The 21,995-nt window shown below is 67.4% G+C and carries 19 protein-coding genes; 9 read left to right on the top strand and 10 right to left on the bottom strand.

The features are described from left to right. The first annotated feature begins 2 nt into the window (after positions 1 to 2). The 4 genes from VQ065_RS04705 (at position 3) to VQ065_RS04690 (ending at position 3,089) form a co-directional block, all read left to right on the top strand. Complete coding sequence (locus VQ065_RS04705) at positions 3 to 1,268, top strand: ABC transporter permease (RefSeq protein ID WP_003093327.1); 1,266 nt, start codon at positions 3 to 5, stop codon at positions 1,266 to 1,268. Between the two features lie 17 nt (positions 1,269 to 1,285). After that, positions 1,286 to 1,804 (top strand): DUF3299 domain-containing protein, encoded by a 519-nt coding sequence (locus VQ065_RS04700; protein WP_003093334.1) that lies wholly within the window; start codon positions 1,286 to 1,288, stop codon positions 1,802 to 1,804. A 147-nt stretch (positions 1,805 to 1,951) separates the two neighbouring features. Further along, a complete protein-coding gene (oprG, locus tag VQ065_RS04695; protein WP_003093337.1) occupies positions 1,952 to 2,650 on the top strand; it encodes an outer membrane protein OprG in 699 nt (232 codons plus the stop codon). Between the two features lie 82 nt (positions 2,651 to 2,732). Beyond that, on the top strand, positions 2,733 to 3,089 hold the full coding sequence (locus VQ065_RS04690; RefSeq protein WP_003093338.1) for a SirB2 family protein: 357 nt from the start codon (positions 2,733 to 2,735) through the stop codon (positions 3,087 to 3,089). Here the strand turns inward: VQ065_RS04690 and VQ065_RS04685 are convergent, their stop codons facing one another. The 6 genes from VQ065_RS04685 to VQ065_RS04660 all read right to left on the bottom strand — a co-directional run bounded on the left by VQ065_RS04685 (position 3,090) and on the right by VQ065_RS04660 (position 9,997). After that, the gene (locus VQ065_RS04685; RefSeq protein ID WP_003093339.1) at positions 3,090 to 4,019 is read right to left on the bottom strand and encodes an NAD-dependent epimerase/dehydratase family protein; all 930 of its coding nucleotides are present in this window, start codon (positions 4,017 to 4,019) and stop codon (positions 3,090 to 3,092) included. It lies immediately after the preceding gene. Beyond that, positions 4,012 to 4,896, bottom strand: coding sequence for a dTDP-4-dehydrorhamnose reductase (locus VQ065_RS04680; protein ID WP_003113045.1), 885 nt, complete (start codon positions 4,894 to 4,896; stop codon positions 4,012 to 4,014). Before VQ065_RS04680 ends, VQ065_RS04685 begins: the two co-directional genes overlap by 8 nt. 268 nt (positions 4,897 to 5,164) lie before the next feature. Further along, positions 5,165 to 6,115: a transcriptional regulator FeaR gene (gene feaR / locus VQ065_RS04675; protein ID WP_003093343.1), complete on the bottom strand. Its 951-nt coding sequence runs from the start codon at positions 6,113 to 6,115 to the stop codon at positions 5,165 to 5,167. Positions 6,116 to 6,275: 160 nt separating this feature from the next. After that, positions 6,276 to 6,854, bottom strand: a complete 579-nt coding sequence (locus tag VQ065_RS04670; protein WP_003093346.1) for a DUF3156 family protein — start codon at positions 6,852 to 6,854, stop codon at positions 6,276 to 6,278. Next, positions 6,829 to 8,319 (bottom strand): APC family permease, encoded by a 1,491-nt coding sequence (locus VQ065_RS04665; RefSeq protein WP_003093348.1) that lies wholly within the window; start codon positions 8,317 to 8,319, stop codon positions 6,829 to 6,831. The genes VQ065_RS04670 and VQ065_RS04665 overlap by 26 nt, the downstream gene beginning before the upstream one ends. 190 nt (positions 8,320 to 8,509) lie before the next feature. Continuing rightward, positions 8,510 to 9,997 (bottom strand): aldehyde dehydrogenase family protein, encoded by a 1,488-nt coding sequence (locus tag VQ065_RS04660; protein WP_014604034.1) that lies wholly within the window; start codon positions 9,995 to 9,997, stop codon positions 8,510 to 8,512. A 228-nt stretch (positions 9,998 to 10,225) separates the two neighbouring features. Here VQ065_RS04660 and VQ065_RS04655 point away from each other — a divergent pair, with 228 nt between their 5' ends. Beyond that, a complete protein-coding gene (locus tag VQ065_RS04655; RefSeq protein WP_003093352.1) occupies positions 10,226 to 10,894 on the top strand; it encodes a helix-turn-helix transcriptional regulator in 669 nt (222 codons plus the stop codon). Here the strand turns inward: VQ065_RS04655 and VQ065_RS04650 are convergent. Beyond that, the gene (locus VQ065_RS04650) at positions 10,891 to 11,727 is read right to left on the bottom strand and encodes a class I SAM-dependent methyltransferase (RefSeq protein WP_003093354.1); all 837 of its coding nucleotides are present in this window, start codon (positions 11,725 to 11,727) and stop codon (positions 10,891 to 10,893) included. The genes VQ065_RS04655 and VQ065_RS04650 overlap by 4 nt on opposite strands. Before the next feature lie 106 nt (positions 11,728 to 11,833). Between VQ065_RS04650 and VQ065_RS04645 the strand changes: the two genes are divergently transcribed. From VQ065_RS04645 to VQ065_RS04630, 4 genes are all read left to right on the top strand, one after another. After that, entirely contained in the window at positions 11,834 to 12,208 is a 375-nt protein-coding gene (locus VQ065_RS04645) for a hypothetical protein (protein WP_003093356.1), read from the top strand. Continuing rightward, complete coding sequence (locus VQ065_RS04640; protein ID WP_003093358.1) at positions 12,205 to 12,411, top strand: helix-turn-helix transcriptional regulator; 207 nt, start codon at positions 12,205 to 12,207, stop codon at positions 12,409 to 12,411. Before VQ065_RS04645 ends, VQ065_RS04640 begins: the two co-directional genes overlap by 4 nt. Positions 12,412 to 12,621: 210 nt before the next feature. Further along, the gene (locus VQ065_RS04635) at positions 12,622 to 15,597 is read left to right on the top strand and encodes a non-ribosomal peptide synthetase (RefSeq protein WP_003093360.1); all 2,976 of its coding nucleotides are present in this window, start codon (positions 12,622 to 12,624) and stop codon (positions 15,595 to 15,597) included. Between the two features lie 89 nt (positions 15,598 to 15,686). Continuing rightward, positions 15,687 to 16,376, top strand: coding sequence for an SDR family oxidoreductase (locus VQ065_RS04630; RefSeq protein WP_003093362.1), 690 nt, complete (start codon positions 15,687 to 15,689; stop codon positions 16,374 to 16,376). A 14-nt stretch (positions 16,377 to 16,390) separates the two neighbouring features. Here VQ065_RS04630 and VQ065_RS04625 read toward each other — a convergent pair whose 3' ends face one another. From VQ065_RS04625 to VQ065_RS04615, 3 genes are all read right to left on the bottom strand, one after another. Continuing rightward, on the bottom strand, positions 16,391 to 17,035 hold the full coding sequence (locus VQ065_RS04625) for a response regulator transcription factor (RefSeq protein WP_003093364.1): 645 nt from the start codon (positions 17,033 to 17,035) through the stop codon (positions 16,391 to 16,393). Between the two features lie 644 nt (positions 17,036 to 17,679). Beyond that, the gene (locus tag VQ065_RS04620; RefSeq protein ID WP_003093366.1) at positions 17,680 to 18,825 is read right to left on the bottom strand and encodes a fimbrial protein; all 1,146 of its coding nucleotides are present in this window, start codon (positions 18,823 to 18,825) and stop codon (positions 17,680 to 17,682) included. 99 nt (positions 18,826 to 18,924) lie between these two features. After that, positions 18,925 to 21,981, bottom strand: coding sequence for a two-partner secretion domain-containing protein (locus VQ065_RS04615; protein WP_003093368.1), 3,057 nt, complete (start codon positions 21,979 to 21,981; stop codon positions 18,925 to 18,927). Between the last annotated feature and the right edge of the window lie 14 nt (positions 21,982 to 21,995).

Below are 21,995 nucleotides of genomic sequence, written 5' to 3'. Positions count from 1 at the left end.
GCATGTATCTCTTCCGACTGGCACTGGCCAGCCTGGCCAACCGCCGCTTCACCGCCCTGCTGACGATCTTCGCCATCGCCCTCTCCGCCTGCCTGCTGCTGGCGGTGGAGCGGGTCCGCACCGAGGCCAAGACCAGCTTCGCCAGTACCATCTCCGGAACCGACCTGATCGTCGGCGCGCGCTCCGGCTCGGTGAACCTGCTGCTCTACTCGGTATTCCGCATCGGCAACGCGACCAACAACATCCGCTGGGACAGCTACCGGCACTTCGCCGAAAACCCGCGGGTGAAGTGGGCGATCCCGATCTCCCTCGGCGACTCGCACCGCGGCTACCGGGTAATGGGTACCGATGCCGGCTATTTCGAGCACTACCGCTACGGCCGCGGCCAGGAACTGCAACTGGCCGAGGGCCGCGCCTTCGGCCAGGACCTGTTCGACGTGGTGCTCGGCGCCGAGGTGGCCGAAGCCCTGCACTACAGGCTCGGCGAGAAGATCGTGCTGGCCCATGGGGTGAGCACGGTGAGCCTGGTCAAGCACGACGACAAGCCGTTCACCGTGGTCGGCATCCTCCAGCGCACCGGTACCCCGGTGGACCGCACCCTGCACATATCCCTCGCCGGCATGGAGGCGCTGCACGTCGACTGGCGCAACGGGGTGCCGGCGATGGGTGCCGGGCGCGTCAGCGCCGAACAGGCGCGGCACATGGACCTGCAACCACAGGCGATCACCGCGTTCCTGGTCGGCCTGAAGAGCAAGGTGGCGACCTTCGCCCTGCAACGCGAGGTCAACGACTATCCCGGCGAACCGCTGATGGCGATCCTCCCCGGTGTCGCCCTGCAGGAACTGTGGGGCCTGATGGGCACCGCCGAGAAGGCACTGTTCGTGGTCTCGCTGTTCGTCGTTCTCACCGGCCTGATCGGCATGCTCACGGCGATCCTCACCAGCCTCAACGAGCGCCGCCGGGAGATGGCCATCCTGCGCTCGGTGGGCGCGCGCCCCTGGCACATCTTCGGCCTGCTGCTGGCCGAGGCCTTCAGCCTGGCGCTGGCCGGCGTCGCCCTCGGCCTCGGCCTGCTCTACCTCGGCATCGCCGCCAGCCAGGGCTACGTCCAGGCCAACTACGGCATCTACCTGCCGCTGGCCTGGCCGAGCAACTATGAGTGGAGCCTGCTTGGGGCTATCCTGGCGGCCGCCGTGCTGATCGGCTGCGTGCCGGCCTGGCGCGCCTACCGCCAGTCCCTGGCCGATGGCCTGTCGATCCGCCTATGACCCGGAGATATTCCCCGATGCTGCGCTCCCTGACCGTCCTCCTGCTGGCTTTCGCCCTGCTCCTGGGCAGTGCCGTGGCGCGCGCCGCGCCGCGCGAACTGACCTGGTCGCAACTGATCCCGGCCGGCGCCCCGCCCGCCCCGGTGCCGCTGCCGATCCACGACCTCGCCAACGCCCTCAGCGAAGCCGGCCCGGCGGCCAGCCAGCAGAGCCCCAACGCCCCGGTGGTGAAGGCACTGGACGGCATCGAGGCCAAGCTGCCGGGCTACATCGTGCCGCTGGAAATCAGCGAGGCCGGGCTGGTCACCGAGTTCCTCCTGGTGCCCTACTACGGCGCCTGCATCCACGTACCGCCGCCGCCGTCGAACCAGATCGTCTACGTGAAGACCGCCAAGGGCGTGCAGATGGACGAGTTGTACCAGCCGTTCTGGGTCGAGGGCACCTTCAAGGTGGAGAACGCCAGCAGCGAGCTGGCGGCGGCCGGCTACCGCATGCAGGCGAGCAAGGTGACGCCCTACGAATACGAAGGTGGCTGAACGACATGCGACAATCCGCCGCGCCGTTTACGTTGCGGCGGTCACATTTGCTCCTAGGATTGATTGAGCTGTGTCAAGGAAGGCAACTGTTAGCTGGCTGACCATTAGCAGCACCAACACTTTCTAATACAAGGAATGGAGCTCATCATGCGTAAGTCCTGGCTTACCGCTTCCCTGCTGGCCCTCACCGTCGCCTCCCCGTTCGCCGCTGCGGATATTCAAGGACACAAGGCCGGTGACTTCATCATCCGTGGCGGCTTCGCCACCGTCGATCCCGACGACAGCAGTTCCGACATCAAGCTGGACGGCGCCAAGCAGCGCGGTACCAAGGCGACCGTCGACAGCGACACCCAGCTCGGCCTGACCTTCACCTACATGTTCGCCGACAAGTGGGGCGTGGAACTGGTCGCCGCCACTCCGTTCAACCACCAGGTCGACGTCAAGGGCCTCGGCCCGGGCCTGGACGGCAAGCTGGCCGACATCAAGCAACTGCCGCCGACCCTGCTGCTCCAGTACTACCCCATGGGCGGTACCAACAGCGCCTTCCAGCCCTACGGCGGCCTGGGCGTGAACTACACCACCTTCTTCGACGAAGACCTCGCCAGCAACCGCAAGGCGCAGGGTTTCAGCAGCATGAAGCTGCAGGACTCCTGGGGCCTGGCCGGCGAACTGGGCTTCGACTACATGCTCAACGAGCACGCGCTGTTCAACATGGCCGTCTGGTACATGGACATCGACACCAAGGCCAGCATCAACGGCCCGAGCGCCCTGGGCGTGAACAAGACCAAGGTCGACGTGGACGTCGATCCGTGGGTCTACATGATCGGTTTCGGCTACAAGTTCTGAGTCGTAGACTGTCGCGGGGCTTGCGCCCCCAACGGAAAAAGGCGCCTTCGGGCGCCTTTTCTCATCCTGCGGAAACGGGCCCATGTACCTCTGGCTGAAGACCCTGCACATCACCTTCGCCCTCAGCAGCGCCGCCCTGTTCGTCTGGCGCCTGGCCTGGAACTGGTCGGGGCGCAAGGCCAGCGGCATCCGCCGCTGGGGACCGCACCTGGTGGACACCCTGCTGCTGCTCAGCGCGCTCGGCCTGGTGCACTTGGCGATGCCCTGGCCGCTGCCGCTCTGGCTGCTGGCGAAGCTGGGGCTGTTGCTGGGCTACATCGTCTGCGCGGCGTTCGCCCTGCGGATGGCGCGAGGCCCCGGCAAGGGCCTGCTCAGCGTCCTCAGCCTCACCCTGCTGGGCGGGATCTTCTACCTGGCGCTGAACAAGCCCTGGTGGTGATCAGCGGCCGAGCAGGCGCGCCAGCCCCACGCCCATCGGCGTCGGCTGGTCGAAGCGGAAACGCCGCAGCAGGCGCTCGTTGTTCGCCCGCGAATGCCTGATGTCACCGGCTCGCGCGTCGGCGTGGGTCACCGGCGGCAGGCCACCGAGCACCTGGCCGATCTCCGCCAGCAACTGCTTCAGGCTGATGCTGCGATTCAGGCCGACGTTCACCGCCCCGGGCTCCACCGCCGTCGCCTCCAGCGCCTGGACCAGGAAATCGACCAGGTCGGCGACGTAGATGAAGTCGCGGGTCTGCTCGCCGTCGCCGAACACGGTGATCGGCGTCCCCTTCAGGGCGCGCTCGGTGAATATGCTGATCACCCCGGAATAGGGCGAAGACGGGTCCTGGCGCGGCCCGTAGACGTTGAAGAAGCGGAAGATCGCCGGCTCCAGCCCATGCTGGCGGCGATAGAAATCGAGGTAGTACTCGCTGGCCAGCTTGTCCGACGCGTAGGGCGTCAGCGGCGACTTCGGGGTGTCTTCGTCGATCGCCGTGCCTTCGCCGTTCTGCCCGTAGACCGCTGCGCTGGAAGCGAACACCACGCGCTTCACGCCCTGCTCGCGCATCGCTTCGCAGAGGTTCAGGGTGGCGATGAAATTGCTCTGGTGGGTGGCGACCGGGTCGTCCACCGAGGCCTGTACCGAGGCGACCGCGGCCAGGTGGGCGACCGCCGCGCAGCCCTTCAGGGCGGCCGCCAGGGTCGCCGCGTCGGCGGCGTCGCCTTCGAGCAGCTCGACCCGTTCGTCGTCCAGGGGCAGGTTGTCGCGCTTGCCGGTGGACAGGTTGTCCAGCACACGCACGCGGTAGCCGCGCGCCAGCAGCGCGTCGGTCAGGTGGGAGCCGATGAAACCGGCGCCGCCGGTGATCAGGATGGGGCGTTCAAACATGCCTGTAGTACCTGTCCAATAGAGCCGGCAAACCTGCGCGCCAGGCGCGCGGCTTGATGCCGAAGGTGTGGAGGATCTTCTTGCAGACCATCACCGCGTGCTGCGGTTCGTCGAGCGCGTCCGGGCGCGCGGCATGGGCCTCCGCCGAAGGCTCCTGGATCAGATTGGAGCGATAGGTACGCGCCTCGTTGAGGATCACCTGTCCCAGCGCCAGGGTGGTGGTCGCTTCCAGTCCGCCGTAGTGGTAGGTGCCCCACAGCGGCGCCTGGCAGTCGAGCTGCTTGAGCACCGAGAGCACCACCCGCGCGGCGTCGTCCACCGGCGTCGGGTTGCCGCGCCGGTCGTCGGCGAGGAACAGCGGCTGCGGTTGTTCGGCGCGGCTGAGGAAACGTCCCAGCAAGCCGTTCGGGCTTTCGTCCAGCAGCCAGCCGAAGCGGATCAGCACATGTCGCGGGCAGGCCGCGCGCACGCTCTGCTCCATGCGCCAGAGCGCCTGGCCACGCAGGCCCAGCGGAAGGGTCTCGTCCTTCTCGCTGTAGGCGGTGGCGCGGGCGCCGTCGAAGACCCGGTAGCTGGACGGCTGGACCAGCAGGATCTCGTAGTGCTGGCAGAGCTCCGCGAGGCGCTCGACGGCGCGCTCCTGGGCGCCCAGGCGCTCCGCCTCGACCTGCTCGGCCTGGAACCAGTCGTGGTAGAAGGCGAGGTTGATCACCGCGTCGGGGCGCGTTTCGTCCAGCAGGGTGGTGAGGCTGGCGGCATCCCAGCCCTGCTCGGGTGGTCTAGGCGCGAGGAAACCGATGTCTTCCTCCGCCCCTAGGCGGATCAGCGCCTGTCCAAGGGCATTACCGCCGCCCAAAAGCATCAGGCGCATTCGCATGGTGTAGGGGGGCACTCGAAATCTGATAGTGAATAGCGACGCGGCGCACGCCCCAAGGCAATGACATCCTGCGCCTCGCTGGCGACATGAAAGGTGCGGGCATCGGGTGCTGCTTGTCGCGGCAGGTACCCCGGACAGCGCTGCCGTTATTTTCATGCAACCTGACACGCCGCATTCTTGCTGTGCCTCCGGTGAAGCGTCAAGCATTCACCGGGCCAGCTCCGCCTGCGGCGCGGATCGGCGGGACGAATGGCAGCGCGCGGCGGCGTCAGGCCGGTAGCGCGCCGGCCCGATAGTCCTTGGGCGAAACCTCGAACTGCTTCTTGAACGCCCGGCTGAAATGCGCCGAGTCGCTGAAACCCCACTTGAAGGCGATGGAGGTGATCGATTCGCCGCGCAGCCGTGGGTTGCCGAGGTCGGCGGCGCTGCGGCTGAGGCGCTGGCGGAGAATGTAGCGGCAGACGCTGTCGCCCTGCTCCTCGAACAACCGGTACAACTGGCGCACCGAGATGCGCAGGCGGCCGGCGAGCATGTCCGGACTCAGGCGCGGCTCCTGCAGGGATTGCTCGATCAGGCGCTCCGCGTGCCGGCGCAGACTGTAGCCATAGAGCCCGGCCAGCGGTCCCTCCAATTCCTCGCCGGCGTGCTGTAGCGCCGGCCCGAGCAGGGCGATCAGCGCCTCCTGCAACGCCCCGCCCTCGTCCGCCACCGCCCACGGCTGCAGTTCTCCGGCGCACACCTGCTGCACCAGCAGGCCGAGCAGGCGACCGCTGGCGCAGTTCGGCGAGAGTTTGCCGAAGGCCCGCTGGCTGGGCGGCAGGTGCCGGCATACCTGGTCGCGGGAGAGATGGAACGAGGTGTGTTCGATGAGTCCGTGGGGAATGATCTCGCAGCCGCCCGCGGAGTCCATCAGCGCCATTTCCCCTGGCGCCAGCTCTATGCTGTCCCCACCCTGGCGCAGTTGCGCATGGCCGCTGCGCTGGACGACCAGGAAGCAGTGACGGTCGTCGTCATGATCGGCATGGGTGGCCTGGCGGGCGATGCGCCCGGCGTTGGTGCGGATCTGCGCCAGCTCCAGGCCGCCGAGGTCCTGCCGCGAGATATCGCCGATGAACAGCGTCCGGTTCAGCGCGGGCTGCGATTCGAAGCGCCCGCAGACCTGGCGCAACGCCTGGTTCCAGGCTTCGAAGCTGTTGTGTGCGGAAGACAGGGTATGCACCGGGCACCTCCTGACGGCAACGGCCATCGTTATTGTTGTATGGCGCGGCAATTACCGAGCCACGCAGCGCTGCCGATATGATTAACATGTTATCGATATACCCACAAGCTAGCGCAAATGGACCGGCGGATACGCATCCGGGAGAGCCGGCAAGGGCCGTTCAGGCGGGAGAAAGCAGGCGCTGCAATTGGGCGAAGGCGCCCAGCAGGGCCAGGCGCTGCTCGGCGACCAGAGGGATGTAGCGGCGATAGGCGGGGAAGCGGTTGACCACCTCGCACGCCCCCAGGTGTTCCAGGCTCACGGTCCAGCCCCTGTCGTCGCGGCAGAGGCGCAAGCTCCGGAAGTCCAGCGGCATGAGCTGCTCCAGCAAGGCCCGGTCGCCCCCCTGCAAGGCCTCCCGCAACGGCTCGGGCCCGCTCCCGCGGCGCACCTTGCAAAGGATGCCGCGACGCCGCAAGCAACCGGCGTGACGCAGCTCCAGGCTGGCCGGAGGCCCCCCAGGCGCCGCCACGAACAGGCTGAACTCGGTGCTGACGATATGCATGAACAGGTGCGCCTGGACCCGCTCGCGAACCTCGAGGCTCAGCTCTTTCGTACGCAGCAACAGCCTGCCGTCCTGCGCCTCGCCGTCGCACGCAGCCAGGTTGCGCCGCACCAGGGCCAGGGTGGCTCCGGGGCGATAGGCGGCTGGCCGCCAGTCGCGCCAGTGGCGCTCATACCAGCGCGCCCAGGCGGACATGCGCCTTCTCCCGCTGCTGCTGGTCCTCTTCGGCGAATTCCTTCTCCAGCACCTCTTCCACCGCCAGCGGACGGAACGGATTCACCCGCTGTACGCACAGGGTCCAGAACAGGGCGTAGGCGGCCGCCAGGCCGAGCATCAGGGCGAACGGCAGGTAGATGTCGGCGGGGTTCATACCCGGCGGCGTGATGTAGAACATCCCCAGCAGGATTCCGGCGCTGGAGAACAGCTGCGGCAACGGGAACAGCGGCGAGCGGTAGGCGCGCGGCAGGTCCGGGCGACGGATGCGCAGCAGCACCACGGAGAGGGTCACCAGCAGGTAGGCGGTGCCCCAGGCGCAGACCGCCGCCAGGACCAGGTGGATGATCCCTTCGCTGTCGCCGCCCAGCCACCAGGCGTGCAGGCAGGGAATCGCCGCTGCCACGGCGATGCACAGCAACGGTGTCTTGAAGCGCGGGTGCAGGTAGGTGAAGGCCTTCGGCAAGGCGCCATCCAGCGCCATCCCGTAGAGAATCCGCGGCAGGCCGGCCATCAGGGTGTTGATGGTGGCGGCCCCGGCGAACAGCAGGCCCACGCCCAGCCAGATGCGTCCGAACGGTCCCATCACCTGCTCGGCGAATCGCGGGATCGCCATCGGCGTCTCCAGCAGGTGCAGGCCGCCGCCGAGGTCGAGGTTTTCCACCTGCCGGCGCATCGCCGCGCCATAGAGGAACATGCAGCAGGCCACCCCGACCAACCCCAGGGCCATCGCCCGCGGCAGGGTCCGCGAAGCGTGGCGCACCTCCGGCGCCAGCGGCGTGACGAATTCGCAACCGACGAACATGAACATCGCCATGCCCACCAGCGACAGCAGGGTCGGCAGGTCGTCGCCGACCATCGAGGCCCCGAACCAGCCCTGCAACTCCACCGCGGGCAGGCGCAGCAGACCGGCCACGGCGAAGATCATCAGGGTGCTCCACATGCCGAAGGTGAGGATCACTTCGGCGCGACCGAAGGCGGTGATCCCCAGCGCATTCAGCAGGCCGAAGCAGAGCACCATGCCGACGCCCACCAGCCAGGCGCCGCCGCCCGGCTCGGTGAGGGTATTCAGCGACTCGAAGTTGACCAGCGCCATGGTGCCGCTGAGCATGGTTTCGGCGGTGCCGGCGAACACATGGACGATCAGGTAGGCCGACAGCGTGCCGGTGATCGCGAAGAAGCGCCCGAGGCCGCACGATAGGTAGTCGTAGACCGAGCCACGGGTCGGCAGCAGGCAGGCGGCCTCGGCGAAGGTGGTGGACTGCGCCAGCATCAGCAGCAGCGCCACCAGCATCGCCACGGCGAAGGTTCCGCCGCCCAGGCCGAAGCCGGTGGTGGCGGTGAGGATCACCGGGCTGGCCATGATCAACCCGACCGAACTGGCCAGGGCGGTGGGGAAACCAACCCGCCCGCGGAGCAGGTGCTGGGTGAGTCTGGAGTTGGACATCGACGTATCCTCGACGGCAGCGTTGCTGTTGTTGTTCTTGCGTCAGGCCCTGCCAGGGCGCGCCAGGCGCCCTGCGGGACGCGCCGGCGTCCCGTACGCTCCGCCGGCAGGCGAAGCGTGTCGAACAAAAGGCTGCCGCGGAGGGCAGCGAAAGAGCCGAACGAATCGGCTCACCCCGATTTCATCGATATCAGTAGGCGATGCACACCGACTTGTTCTCGGTGTACGCCTCGATCGCCGCATGGCCCATCTCGCGACCGATGCCGGACTGCTTGAAGCCGCCGAACGGCATCGACGGGTCGAGCAGGTTGTGGGCGTTCACCCATACCGTGCCGGCCTTGATCCTGGGCACCAGGTCCATGACCTGGCGCAGGTCGTTGGACCAGATGCTCGCACCGAGCCCGTAGATGCTGTCGTTGGCCAGACGCACCGCTTCGTCGAGATCGTCGAAGGGCGTCGCCACCAGCACCGGCCCGAAGATTTCCTCGCGCACCACCTGCATCCCCGGGGTGACGTCGGCAAGGATCGTCGGCTGCACGTAGAACCCCATCTCGCCCTGGCGCGCCCCGCCGCAGACCACGCTGGCGCCCTCGGCCACCCCGCTTTCGATCATCCCCAGCACCCGCTCCTGCTGCCTGGCCGAGACCAGCGGGTTGATCTGCGTGGTCGGATCCAGGCCGGGGCCGATGCTCAGGTCGCCGGCGATGGCCGCCAGGCGCTCCAGCACCTGGTCGAAACGCTTGCGCTGCACATAGAGGCGCGAACCAGCGGTGCAGACCTGCCCCTGGTTGAAGAAGATCGCGCCGGCGGAACCGGCGGCAGCCATGTCCAGGCTGGTGTCATCGAGGATGATCACCGGGGATTTGCCGCCGAGTTCGAGGGAAAAACGCGTCATGTTCTCCACCGCCGCATGCCCGATCAGCTTGCCCACCGGGGTCGAGCCGGTGAACGCCAGCTTGTCGATGCCCGGGTGCGTCGCCAGTGCCGCGCCGGCCTCGGCGCCCGTGCCGGTGACGATGTTCACCACCCCTGGTGGAATCCCCGCCTCCAGGCACAACTGGCCGAGGCGCAGGGCGGTCAGCGGGGTTTCGTCGGCCGGTTTGAGGACTACGGTGCAGCCGCAGGCCAGGGCCGGGACGATCTTCCAGATCGCCATCAGCAAGGGGAAATTCCACGGCACGATGGCTCCAACCACGCCCACCGGCTCCGGCACCGTGTAGGCCCGGTAGCGCGCGCCTGGGACCGCAGCGATCGACAGGTCGAGGCTGCGGCCCTCGATCTTGGTCGCCCAGCCGGCCATGTAGCGGATGAACTCGACCGAGGCGCCGACCTCCAGGGCCCGCGACAGGTTGATCGACTTGCCGTTGTTCAGGGTCTCCAGCTGCGCCAGTTGCTCGCCATGCGCCTCGATCCGTTCCGCCAGTCGCAGCAGCAGGCGCTCGCGATCGGCCGGGCGCTGGCCTGCCCAGTTGCCTTCGAACGCACGCCGCGCGGCGGCGACCGCCCGATCGACGTCTTCGGCGCCGGCGCGGGCCACGCGCGCCAGCTCGGCACCGGTCGCCGGGTCGTACAGCGGCATGTCGGCGCCGGAACGCGCCGGCCCGGACTCGCCGTCGATCAGCAGGCCATGGGGGCTGCGCAAGAAGGCGCTGACGGACGGGTCGATGGCAATACTCATGTGTGCTCCTCGGCTTGGCGACGGCGCTGCGTCATGCATGCGCCTACTACCCGGGAATACTCTGGACCCGCCGCTCCCCCGCTCGCTTGCTCCAGCCTGCCGGGTTTCTTGCCGCTGCCTGCCAAGCCAGGCAGAGAGAGACAAGACGGCGCGCCGGGGCATGGACATTCTGCCCGGCAGGCGGGACAGTGGACGTCCCGCCGCCTCGTCCCACGGGAGTCCCGCGCCATGCCTTCGACCCTGTCGCCCGACCTCGGCCCGCGCTGCATGCAGGCCTTCACCCAGGTGGTGCCGGCCAGCCTGTGCGTGTTCTATCGCATCGACGAGGATTGCCGCGCACACGATTTCCAGCTCCTGCGGATGCCGGCCGGCATGCACCGCGACTACCTGCGCCACTACCGCGACTACGATCCGCTGCAGCCGCGCCACTGCCTGGCCAGCGCTTCGCCGGTGGTGCCGCTGCGCCAGGGCATCGCCCGCCAGCCCGCGGAGGACAGCGCGCTGTACCAGGGCTTCCTGCGACGCCACGGGATCTGCGACGTGGTCGAGGTGCTGGCGCATGCGCAGCAGCGTCCGGTGGCGGCCCTGTCGTTGCTGCGCGACGCCCGCCTAGGGGCCTTCTCCGACCAGGAGCTGCGACAGTTGCGCGCCCTGCATGGCCTGATGGAGCTGGCGGCGCAGGCATGCGCCACGCCAACGGCCAGCGCCGAGCGCCTGCAAGGCCTGACACCGAGGGAACGGGAGATCGCCCTGCTGCTGCGCGACGGCGTCAGCAACAAATGCCTGGCGCAGTGCCTCGGACTCGGCCTGCCGACGGTGAAGACCCACCTGCTCAACCTGTTCCGCAAGACCGGCGCGCGCAGCCGCACCGAGCTGGTGAAGCGACTCTTCCTCTAGCCGCGCGCGGCCTGGGGGCTGCGCGCCTCCAGCCAGAAGAGGAACTGCCGCACCGCCAGCGGCTCGCCGCTCTCGTGCAGGCCGCGCAGGCGCTCGCGGTGGCGCCTGAAGGAAAAACCGGGAAATACCCAGGGCAGGTTCAACAGGTACCAGGCCAGGGCGCCGACATCGGCGAAGTGCAACACCTCCCAACCTTCGCCGCCTGCCACCGGCGGCAACTCCGCGGCCTCCAGCTGGGCCCGGGCGAAACCCAGGTTCCAGTGCGGCGCCTCCGGCGTCGGCGCCGGTTCGCCGAGCAACGCATAGAACTCGCGGTTGAAGTCGCCGGCCACCTGCTGGGTGAGGAAACAGCCGCCGGGCGCCAGCACCCGCCGGACCTCCGATGGCAGATAGGACTCGTGGCGGTTGCCGACCAGGTCGAAGGTGCCATCGGCGAACGGCAACGCCCCGCCGCCATCGCCCTCCCGGCCCTGGCGATGGTTGTCCGGCGCGCCCTCCACCTCGACCACGCGGATGCCCAGGGGCTCCAGGCGACCCCGGGCAATTTCCAGGTTGGGCGCCCAGCCCTCGGTAGCCACGGTGAGCGGCGGACGATACGGCAGCCGGCTCAACCATTCGCCGCCGCCGGTGCCCATGTCCAGCAGGCTGGCGGCGGCCCGGCAGCGCTCCAGCATGCGCCCCGGGAAATCCCATGGCGGCGGTTCCAGGCGGATGCGTCCGCCATAGTCGTATTCCCAGCCGCGCATCGGTGTGCGGCCGGCTTCCACCAGCAGCGCGTCGAATTCGTCGCCCGTCGCCATTTCGCCGTTCTCCCAGAGACCGCCCGCTACCATCCCCGAGTCTCCTCGCCAAGGCAAGCCCATAGAGAATGTAAAGCTTGCTTGACAAAGAAGAGCATCCCGACCAATGTAAAGCCCCCTTTACATGGACGGTTCAACCATGACCCACAAACGTTTCTTCCTCGAACTGCTTCTCGCGCTGGTCGGCTATGCCGCTGCCGTTCTGATCAGCGGCCAGTTGCTGGCAGGCACGGAACCGGGCGCCGGCCGGGTCTTCCTCGCCCTGCTGCCGGTGCCACCGATGGTCGCCCTGGCGCTGGTGGTGATCCGTTACCTGCGGCGCCTCGACGAAATGGCCCGGCGCATCCATCTCGAAGCCCTCGCCCTGGCCTTCGTCGGCACCGCCCTGCTCACCTTCGCCTACGGTTTCCTCGAAACCACCGGCTTTCCGAAACTCTCGATGTTCTTCGTCTGGCCCCTGATGGGCGCGTTCTGGGCCATCGGCTGCGTCCTGGGACTGAGGCGCTACGCATGAGGAACCGGGTTCGCGAGTTGCGCGCGGAGCGCGGTTGGTCACAGGCGGAGCTGGCCGGAAAGCTGGAGGTATCGCGGCAGACGGTGAACGCCATCGAAACCGGCCGCTACGATCCAAGCCTGCCCTTGGCCTTCAAGCTCGCCCGGGTGTTCGGACTGGCGATAGAAGCGATCTTCGACGACCGGGAAGGCCAGCTGGACTGAGTCCGATCCCGCTGCCGAAAATGTCCGGGGCGCCCTCTGGCGACCCCGGCGGCGAGCCCCCCTTACCCTGTACCAAATGGCAGTTGCCGCATTTCCCCTCGGGGCTAGCCTTGGACCAGGCCTATCGCCAGCCTTCCCCCTGGTCCCCGCTCGATACGCTGAAAAACCACGGATAACGTCTTTTCAACCGGCAAGACAGGAGTCTCAGCCATGTCGAAAGATTCTGTTCTTGGCTTATTCAGGCAACACGCAGATACCCATCCCGAACGCCCCGCCCTCGTCGATCGCGAGCGCTCGTTCAGCTACCGCGAACTCGACCGACTCAGCGACCGGCTGGCCGCCCACCTGGCCAGGCGCGGCGTCGCCCGGGGCGAGCGGCTGCCCCTGCTGGCCGAACGCTCGGCCGAACTGGTCATCGCCATCCTGGCGGCCGCCAAGTGCGCAGCGGCCTACGTACCGGTGGACCGTCGGCAACCCGACAGGCGCAAGCAGGAAATCCTCCGCCAGTGCCAGGCCCCCGTGGCCCTCGCCACCCAGGCCGAGGACCTGCCGGGGCAACCGGTGGAGGTCATCGCACAGGTGCTCGCGACGAGCGCGGCGGGTGCCGCGCCGAGGCCGGCGCTCGACGGCAGCGAAGCGCTGTATGTGATCTTCACCTCGGGCACCACCGGCGAACCCAAGGGCGTGGTGATCGAGAGCCGCTCCCTGAGCAACCTCGTGGACTGGCACAACCGGCGCTTCGAGATGGACCAACGGAGCCGCACCACCCTGATGGCCGGCGTCGGCTTCGACGTTTGCCAATGGGAAATCTGGTCCACCCTGTGCGCAGGCGCCTGCCTCCACCTGGTGCCCGACGAGGTGCGCCCAGACCCGGCGGCGCTGCTGGCATTCTTCGCCGAGCAGCGGATCAGCCACGCCTTCGCGCCTACCGTGATGGTGCCCGCGCTGGCGGAGCAGCCCGCCCCGCCGTCGCTGGCGCTGCGCTACCTGTTCTGCGCCGGGGAAAAACTGCCGCCGGTCGCAACCGGCGGGCTGCCCTATACCGTGGTGGATTACTACGGCCCGACCGAAGCCACGGTCTTCGCCACCTGCCGCATCGTCGACGCCGAAGCTCATCGGCGGCCCGCCTCGATCGGCACGCCCATCGACGGTTGCGAGGCATTCATTCTCGACGCCGACGACCGGCCTTGCCATGGCGACCGGCCCGGCGAGCTGAACCTGGCGGGCGTCTGCCTGGCGCGCGAATACCTGCGCGACCCGGACATGACCGCCAGGCGCTTCCACTACTCGCAGGCACTGCGGCGCCGGCTCTATCGCACCGGCGACAAGGCCCGCTGGCTGGCCGACGGCAGCCTGCAGTTCCTCGGTCGGCTGGACGACCAGGTGAAGATCCGCGGCCACCGCGTCGAACTCGGCGACGTCGAAGCCGCGCTGCTGCGCCAGCCGGCGATCCATGGCGCGGTGGTGCTGGCGCATGCCGACCCACGCTGCGGTAGCCAGCAATTGAGCGCCTTCGTGGTCCCCCGCCAGCGGGGCGACGATGCCAGGGCCGTGCTCGCCGCCATCAAGACCGCCCTGCGCCAGGAACTGCCCGACTACATGCTGCCCAGCCGCTATCTGTCGCTGGACAGCCTGCCGACCACGGTCAACGGCAAGATCGACCGCCAGGCCCTGCGTCGACGCCTGGAGGAACAATGCCAGGAACGACTCGACGAGCAACGCTTCGGCACCCCCGGCGAACTGCAAGTGGCCCTGGCCTGGCAGGAAGTGCTGGGGCATACCGACTTCGGCCTGGACGACAGCTTCTTCGAGGTCGGCGGCCATTCCCTGCTGGCCGCCGCCCTGGTGCGCGAACTGAGCCGACGCTTCGGCAACCGTGCCTACATCCACGACATCTACCGCACCCCGAGCGTGCGCCAACTGGCGGCCAGCCTGGCGCGGCGCGCCGGCGAAGCGCCGCCGGCGCTGGACAGCGAACCGGCCCACGAGCTGCAACGGGACGTGCGCCTGCCCGCCGACGTGGATTTCAGTCGGCCCATGGACGCCGCCCAGTTGCTCGCGCCACGGCACATCCTGCTCACCGGCGCCAGCGGGCTGATGGGCGCCCACCTGCTCGCCGAGCTGCTGGCCAGCCGCGAGGCCGACCTGCATTGTCCGGTCCGTGCGCAAAACGACGCCCACGCCCTCGAACGCCTGCGCCAGGCCGCCCGGCAGCACCGCATCGAACTCGCCGAGTCGGACTGGCGACGGGTCAGGGCCTACGCCGCCGACCTCGCCGAACCAGGCTTCGGACTACCGGCGGAAACCTATCGCGAGCTGGCCGGCAGCGTCGACCAGGTCTTCCATTCCGCCAGCGCGGTGAACTTCATCCAGCCGTACAGCTACATGAAGCGCGACAACGTCGAGGGGCTCGGCCAGGTCCTGCGCTTCTGCGCCAGCGGCCGCTGCAAGCCGCTGATGCTGCTGTCGAGCATCTCGGTGTACAGCTGGGGCCACCTGCATACCGGCAAGCGCCTGATGCGCGAGGACGACGACATCGACCAGAACCTGCCGGCGGTGGTCACCGACATGGGCTACGTGCGCAGCAAATGGGTGATGGAAAAGATCGCCGACCTCGCCGCTGAACGCGGCCTGCCGCTGATGACCTTCCGCCTCGGCTACGCCACCTGCCACAGCCGTACCGGCGCCTACGCCGACTACCAGTGGTGGAGCCGGCTGGCGCGGACCTGCCTGGAGTACCGGGCCGTGCCGCTCCTGCGCGAGCTGCGCGAGGGCCTGACCACGGTGGACTACATGGTAGAGGCGATCAGCGTCATCGCCCGCCAGCCTTCGGCGCTGGGCAAGAAATTCAACCTGGTGCCGAGCATTCCGCGCTGCCTGACCCTGGACGAGTTCTTCGGCCGTCTCGGGCGACGCGCCGGGCGTCCCCTTCGGCAGATGCCGTTCGACGACTGGGTAAGTCTCTGGGAAGACAATCGCGACGCCCCGCTCTATCCCCTGCTGAGCATGTTCCGCGACAACATGTACGCCGGCCGCAGCACCGTCGAGTTGTACCAGGATACCTATCTCTGGGACTGCACCAACGTCGAGGAACACCTGCGCGGGAGCGCCGTGCGCGAGCCGGAGTTCGACGACCGCCTGCTCGACCTGTACCTCGCCGGCCTGGGCGGCAGCGCCATGCGGTAAGGTCGAGGCCGCCGCGGCCAGTCGCCGCGGCGGTTACCGCAGCGGGACGCGCTTGGGTATCCTGTCCGCTTTATCGCCCGGAGAACCTCATGCACAACGTTCTGATCGTCGGCGCCTCGCGCGGCATCGGCCTGGGACTGGCGGATGCCTTCCTGCAACGCGGCGCACAGGTATTCGCCGTCGCCCGGCGACCGCAAGGCTCTCCCGGGCTGCAGGCACTGGCGGAGCGGGCCGGGGAGCGCTTGCAAGCGGTGACCGGCGACCTCAACCAACGCGACTGCGCCGAACGCATCGGCGAGGCGCTGGGCGAGCGGCGGATCGATCGCCTGATCGTCAACGCCGGCATCTACGGTCCGCAGCAACAGGATGTGGCGGAAATCGACGCCGAGCAGACCGCCCAGCTGTTCCTGACCAACGCCATCGCGCCGCTGCGCCTGGCCAGGGCACTGTCCGGGCGGGTTAGCCGGGGTGGCGTGGTGGCGTTCATGAGTTCGCAGATGGCCAGCCTGGCGCTGGGCCTGTCGGCCACGATGCCGCTCTACGGCGCCAGCAAGGCGGCGCTGAACAGCCTGGTACGCAGCTGGGAGGGCGAGTTCGAGGAGTTGCCGTTCAGCCTGTTGCTCCTGCATCCCGGCTGGGTGCGTACCGAAATGGGCGGCGACAGCGCGCCGCTGAGCGTCGAGGAAAGCGCCGCCGGACTGGTCGCGGCGGTGGAGGATGCCGCGGGCGTGAATGCCTGTCGCTTCGTCGATTATCGGAACCAGCCGCTGCCCTGGTGAAGCGGGCCGATCCGTCAGGGCATCCGGCAATAGCCCTCGGCCGCATACCTGATGAGGTCGGCATCGCGCTTGATACCGAGCTTCTTCATGGCACTGACCTTCTGCGTACTGATGGTCTGCACGCTGCGATGCGAGCGCTCGGCGATTTCGGTGATGGTCAGTCCGGAGCCGAACAGACGGACGATTTCCGCCTCCCGGGGCGTCAGCCGTTCGTTGTGCGAGGAAAGCACCTGGTTGACGAAGATGTCCCTGATCGACGGCGAGAAATACTGGTTTCGCGAATAGGCCGCGCTCACCGCCGCCAGCAGGTGACTGGTCGAGTCGGACTTGCTGAGGATGCAATTGATACCCTGCTTGAGAATGGCCCGGATAAGACCCGGATTGTTCAGCATGGTAAAGACGACCAATTGCAGATGCGGATAACGTCGTCGCAGCAATGACAACAATGCCAGTCCATCGCCATATTTCCCGCCCGGCATCGTATAGTCGACGATAACGACATCGCAGTCGCCTTCGTCGAGCCGGCCGATCAACTCGGTAGAATTGGAAACTTGACCGAGCATCTCCAAAGAACCGCACTGACTCAGTTCGTAGGAAATACCCAGCGAAATGGCGGGATGATCATCCGCAACCATTACGCGAATGCGATGTAGGGACATCCTTGCGTCTCCTTAAGCGGTACACGGCAGGCGAAAGCGTTACCAGGAAACCTGTGGTCTCGGTCATGCCTGCCGCAGGCAGGCGGCCGCCGCTCGGCCGGCAAGGAGGAAAGCGCGGTCCGGAATCCGCCGACGCCACTGCCCCGGTTCAAAGTGAACATGTGTATTTTCTAGTGAAACCGACGATATTTAATATAGTAAAACTACTATTTTTTCGCCTCGTAAACTAACAACAAAGACACTTGAAACAGCCCCCGAAAAACGTCTACGTAGACACTTATGAAAAACGATGAAATACGAAACGGACAAGCCAGAGCAGCAAAAAGTTTGAAAAAAGAGTTCCGCGACAACCTGAAACTATCGCCTGGAAAATAGCGTTCGTTTATTTGCGCGAAATCCTACCGAGGAAACTTGCATATCCCTCAGAAAGCCTTCGCCCATACGCAATATCGGTATTCCGCGTGCGGGAATGGCATGTGCGCACGAGACCCAGGACGAGCAGCGGAGCGATATGCAGAGCGCCTTCGGCGATCTGCAACCACTGGAGGTGAGGGGCCGAGCCTTCGCGAGGGCTGGCGCGAAAGCGGCCGACGGCGCTTCCCGAGGCGGGGCGGGAAACGCCGGGGAAAGAGCGGCGGCGCCGCTCAGGGGAAGGTAAACGTGAACTCGGCGGCGCCGTCGGCGACCCCGGCCTTCAATTCGCCCTCCGCGCCGATACGGATGTAGGCGGCACTCAGCGGGAGGTCGGCGCTGTCGCCGACACGCCGCATCGGGTAGGGCGTGCCGTCGAAACGTATCCGCTGCTGGTCCAGGCCGTTCTTCACGACGATGCCGAACCCCGCCGCGCCGCCGCTCTTCAAGCTGAGGATCGTCGGGTCCGCTTGCTGCGCCGAGACATACTTGTCGCGGAAAGCGATTTCCGGCTTGGCCAGCGCCGCACACTCGCTGAGAGAGATATCGAAGGAGCGCTCCGTGGAGGTGTCGTTGACCCGCGGGAAGTTCTTCAACGCGACGCTACCCAGTTTGACGTTGATTTCCCGTCCCACCTCGACCTTGCATTTCTTCGCTATCGGCGGTGGCGGGGGACCGCCGCCGATAGCGATGGAGGCCGGGCCGATCAGCGAATAGGGCTTTCGGCAAACCCCGGTGGGGTAGTTGTCCGCAGGCACCGCCAGGACGCTGCCGATGGACGCTTCGCCCTTCAGCCTGTCCACCGCCCAGAGATTCAGGGTGGCGCTGCCGGATACGCTGGTTACCTTCAGGTCGCCGGCAGGCAACTCGCCGGGGTCGACCGTCAGGACCAGTTCCTGTAGGTAGTCGCTGGTCGTGCTTCCGGAAAAGCTCGTGACTCGCTTGTCCAGCGCATGGGGCTGGTTGTCGACCGGAATCACCCGCTTGACGCCGTCCTGGGCATCCACCGAGATCCGATAGCCGATGCCTTTGACGTCGGACGCCACCGTGCCGTAGGGCCCCGGATAGCCCACCCCGGACCAGTTCCCCCCGAGGACCAGCTCATGCGCCTCCTGGGAAGCCTGGGGCTTGTAGCTCAGGAACAGGCTCACCGGCCTGGCGAACAGCACCGTGCCTTTCGCCGTGCCGCTGGTCAGCTCGTTCACCACACGCCAGGGCAAGCCTTTGCCATTGCCGAACGAGCAGTTCAGGGCGACCTCGTTCAGGGCCCAGGCCTGGCCGCCGGTCAGGCAGCAGAGGCCGAGAACGAGCGCCTGCCGAGCCTGCGCGCCAGGCCGGCGGCGCAGGGAAACGCGGCCGGGAAATAACCTCATGCTCATGGAACTCTCCAAGATTGCGCCTGCGGAAGAGGGCCACACTCCAGGCGAGAGCGGCCCCGGCCGGGAAGGGAGGTCCGCCTGGGACCTCCCCTGCCGGCCTTACCAGATGTTGCCGTAGTCGATACCGGCAGGCGGCAGGAGCGCCGCCTCGCCGATCACGTAGTTGCCGCCCAGGACCCCACGGTTCTCGCCGACCTGCGCACCGTAGATCTGGCCGTAATGGGACTGAGGCTTGAAGTCGATCTTGCCGCTGACGCCGGAGTACTCGATCGATCCCAGGTTGACGCCGGCCAGCCCGCCCATGGAGACGTAGTAGTCGCCACTGACGGTGCCTTCCGACATGGACGAAACGATGCGTCCCTGGATCTGGTTCTCGCCGACCAGGCCGCCGATGCGGCTGCGCCCGCCGCCGCTGACGGTACTGCTGCTGCGCGCCGACAGGATCGAACCGGCGTTGCTGCCGACCAGGCCGCCAACCGACGCACTCGCAGCGGCGCTGACCCTGCCGCTGGCATCCACGTTGAACAGTTCGCCGCCGTTGTGGCCGACGAGCCCGCCCACCAGGCTGTTGAAGCCGCCGCTCACGTCGCCGCGCGAGATCGCATGGGCGACGGAACCGCCGAGGTTGTGTCCAATCAGCCCGCCGACGCGACTGTTGCTGCCGCCGCTGACCTTGCCCGTCGCCTCGGCGGTCTCGATGGCACCCTGGCTGTTGTTGCCGACCAGCCCGCCCAGATCCGCGCCCCCCTGGTCCATGACGCTGCCGCTGGCTTTCAGGTTTCCGAGCATGCCGTTGCCTTCTGCCTTGCCGATCAACCCTCCGGTCGCCAGGCCGCCCTTGCTGTACACCGACCCGCTCGCCTGCGAGCGGAATATCTCGCCGCCGGAACTCAGGCCGACCAGCCCGCCGGTATACCCCGCGCCGCCGGCCTCCACCTGGCCGCTGGCGCTACTATCGGAGACGTGGCCGAACATGTTGTAGCCGACCAGGCCGCCGACGTTCAGGCCGGGCCGGTAGGTCTCGACCTTCCCCTGGCTGCCGGACGCCCTGATCGTGGCCTTCGCATTCAGTCCGACCAGGCCGCCGACGCCGCCCAGGCTGTTGCGCTCGGTGGACTGTGCAGCCACATGGACGTTGCTGTGGGCGTTCTCGATGACCGCCTCCGGCCCCCAGGCGGTGGTGAAGTTCTCCCCCACCAGACCGCCGACCGCCGTGCTCGCCGCATAAGCGGTGACGCCGCCGCTGACGGATGCGTTCGTGATCTGCCCGTTGATATTGCGCCCGACCAGGCCGCCCAGTGCGTTGGAGCGCAGTCGGCTGCCGACGACCGAGACCCCGCTGGCGCTGACGTTGGCGATACGCCCGCTGTTGATCCCGACCAGGGCGCCGAGCGAAGACGGACCGGAGCCGTAGGTGTTATCGGATACCCGCAGGTTGTTCAGTTTCAGGTTGCTCAGGGTGCCCGAGGAGCGGGCGAACAGCCCGACATTCGGCCCGGTGTTGCTGATCGAGAGATTGCCGATGCTGTTGCCGAGACCGTCCAGGGTGCCGCTGAAGACGCCGGCGGGCCCGCCGATGGACTGCAGTGCCGTGCAGTAATAGCTGCCGCCCAGGATATTGCCGCCGAGCACGTACAGGCCGTCCAGGTTCTTGTTGATCGCCTGCAACTGCGCCAGGTTCTGCACCACCGTGTAGTAATAGCCGCCGGAGACGTAGGTCGCGTTGGCCCCGGCCAGGGAGACCGACGCCGTGCCGTTCACCCGGTGGCCTTCGCCGGCATCCATGGCCAGCGCGCTGCCAGCCCCGCCGAGAACGATCTTGTCATTGATATCGATAGCGCCTTCGGCCTTCAGCTCCAGCCCAGCCTTGGCGCCGCTGGAATTCAGCCTGCCATTCAGCGTCAGGTCGGCCGCGGAGCCCAGCCCCAGCCGGTTGCCCGATGCCCAGCTCACTGAGCCGTCGAGGTCCAGGTCGCCCTTGGTCGAAACCAGTTCGATATTGGTGCTCGCCAGGTTCCGCGACAGGGTGTCGGCATGAACGGTGACGCCATCCGACACCGCCGACGGGCGCACGTCGATCTTGTCGGCGGCAATCTTCCAGGTGCCGTTGAGGCCATTGCTGGCGAGCGTGTTCACCTGGGTGCCCAGGGCCACCTCCACCGCCTGCCCCCGGACCTCGACCGTGCCGCCGTGCCCTGGTCCGTTCAGCGCATTGGCGGACAAGGCGCCTCCCACCATGACCTTGCCGTCCGGGCCGCCATCGAGCACGATCCGCCCGTTCCTGCCGCGCAGCGAACGGGCCTCGATGGCACCCTGGGAGTTCACCACCGTGTTGAGCAGCGCATTGGCGGTCCTGGCCGCCATCAGGACTCGCCCCCCGTCGGCCTTGAGCAGACCGCCGTTGCTTGCCAGCGCATTGGCGACCCCGGCGTCGACGCGGATGTCGAGCAGCTTGTTGCCGTCGAAATTCAGCGTCAGGTCGCTGCCCGCGCCGAGCCCGACACCGCCCATCTGCGCCAGGACCGTCCCGCGGTTGTCGACCTGCGCGCCGAGCAGGGCGATGCTGCCGCCTTCCGCCGCGGTGATGGCGCCTCCCTGGTTGAGGACACCGTTGGTAGAGGGACCCGTGAAACGGTATCTGGAGGAGTTGCCGTTGAACTCGGCATCCGTGATGTCCAGCGTGGAAGCCACCAGGCCGCCGACGTTGACCTGGGCGCCGCGACCGAAGAGCACGCCGTTGGGGTTGACCAGGAAGACCTGACCGTTGGCATCGATCCGGCCCTGGATATCGCTGGCCTTGGTGCCGATCACCCGATTCAGGGCGATCGAGCTACTGCTCGGCTGGTTGAAGATCACCCGCTCGCCGGCGGCAACGCTGAAGGAGTCCCAGTTGGCGATCAGCTTGTCGACCTTCTGGTTGACCGACAGGCTGTTGCCGCCCGACAGGTGTATCTCCCCGTTCGCGCTCCCGCCGACCACCGTTCCCCCGCTTGGCAGCGCATAGGCCGGAGCCAGGGCCGTGGCGCCCAGCAGGGCCAGGGCGGAGGCGATCGCCGCCTTGGCGCCGGCGGGCTTGCCGCGCCTGCGACTGCCTTCGCTGACGACGTTCCAGCAGCCCTGGGATACGTTCCAGACCAGTGCATAGCATTTGTTCATGTGCTTCCTTCCTC

The organism is Pseudomonas sp. KBN10P06128, from assembly GCF_037574945.1.
Lineage (GTDB): Bacteria > Pseudomonadota > Gammaproteobacteria > Pseudomonadales > Pseudomonadaceae > Pseudomonas > Pseudomonas aeruginosa.
Note: the sequence above shows the minus strand (reverse complement) of the source record. Positions and strands in the feature narration are given on the sequence as shown.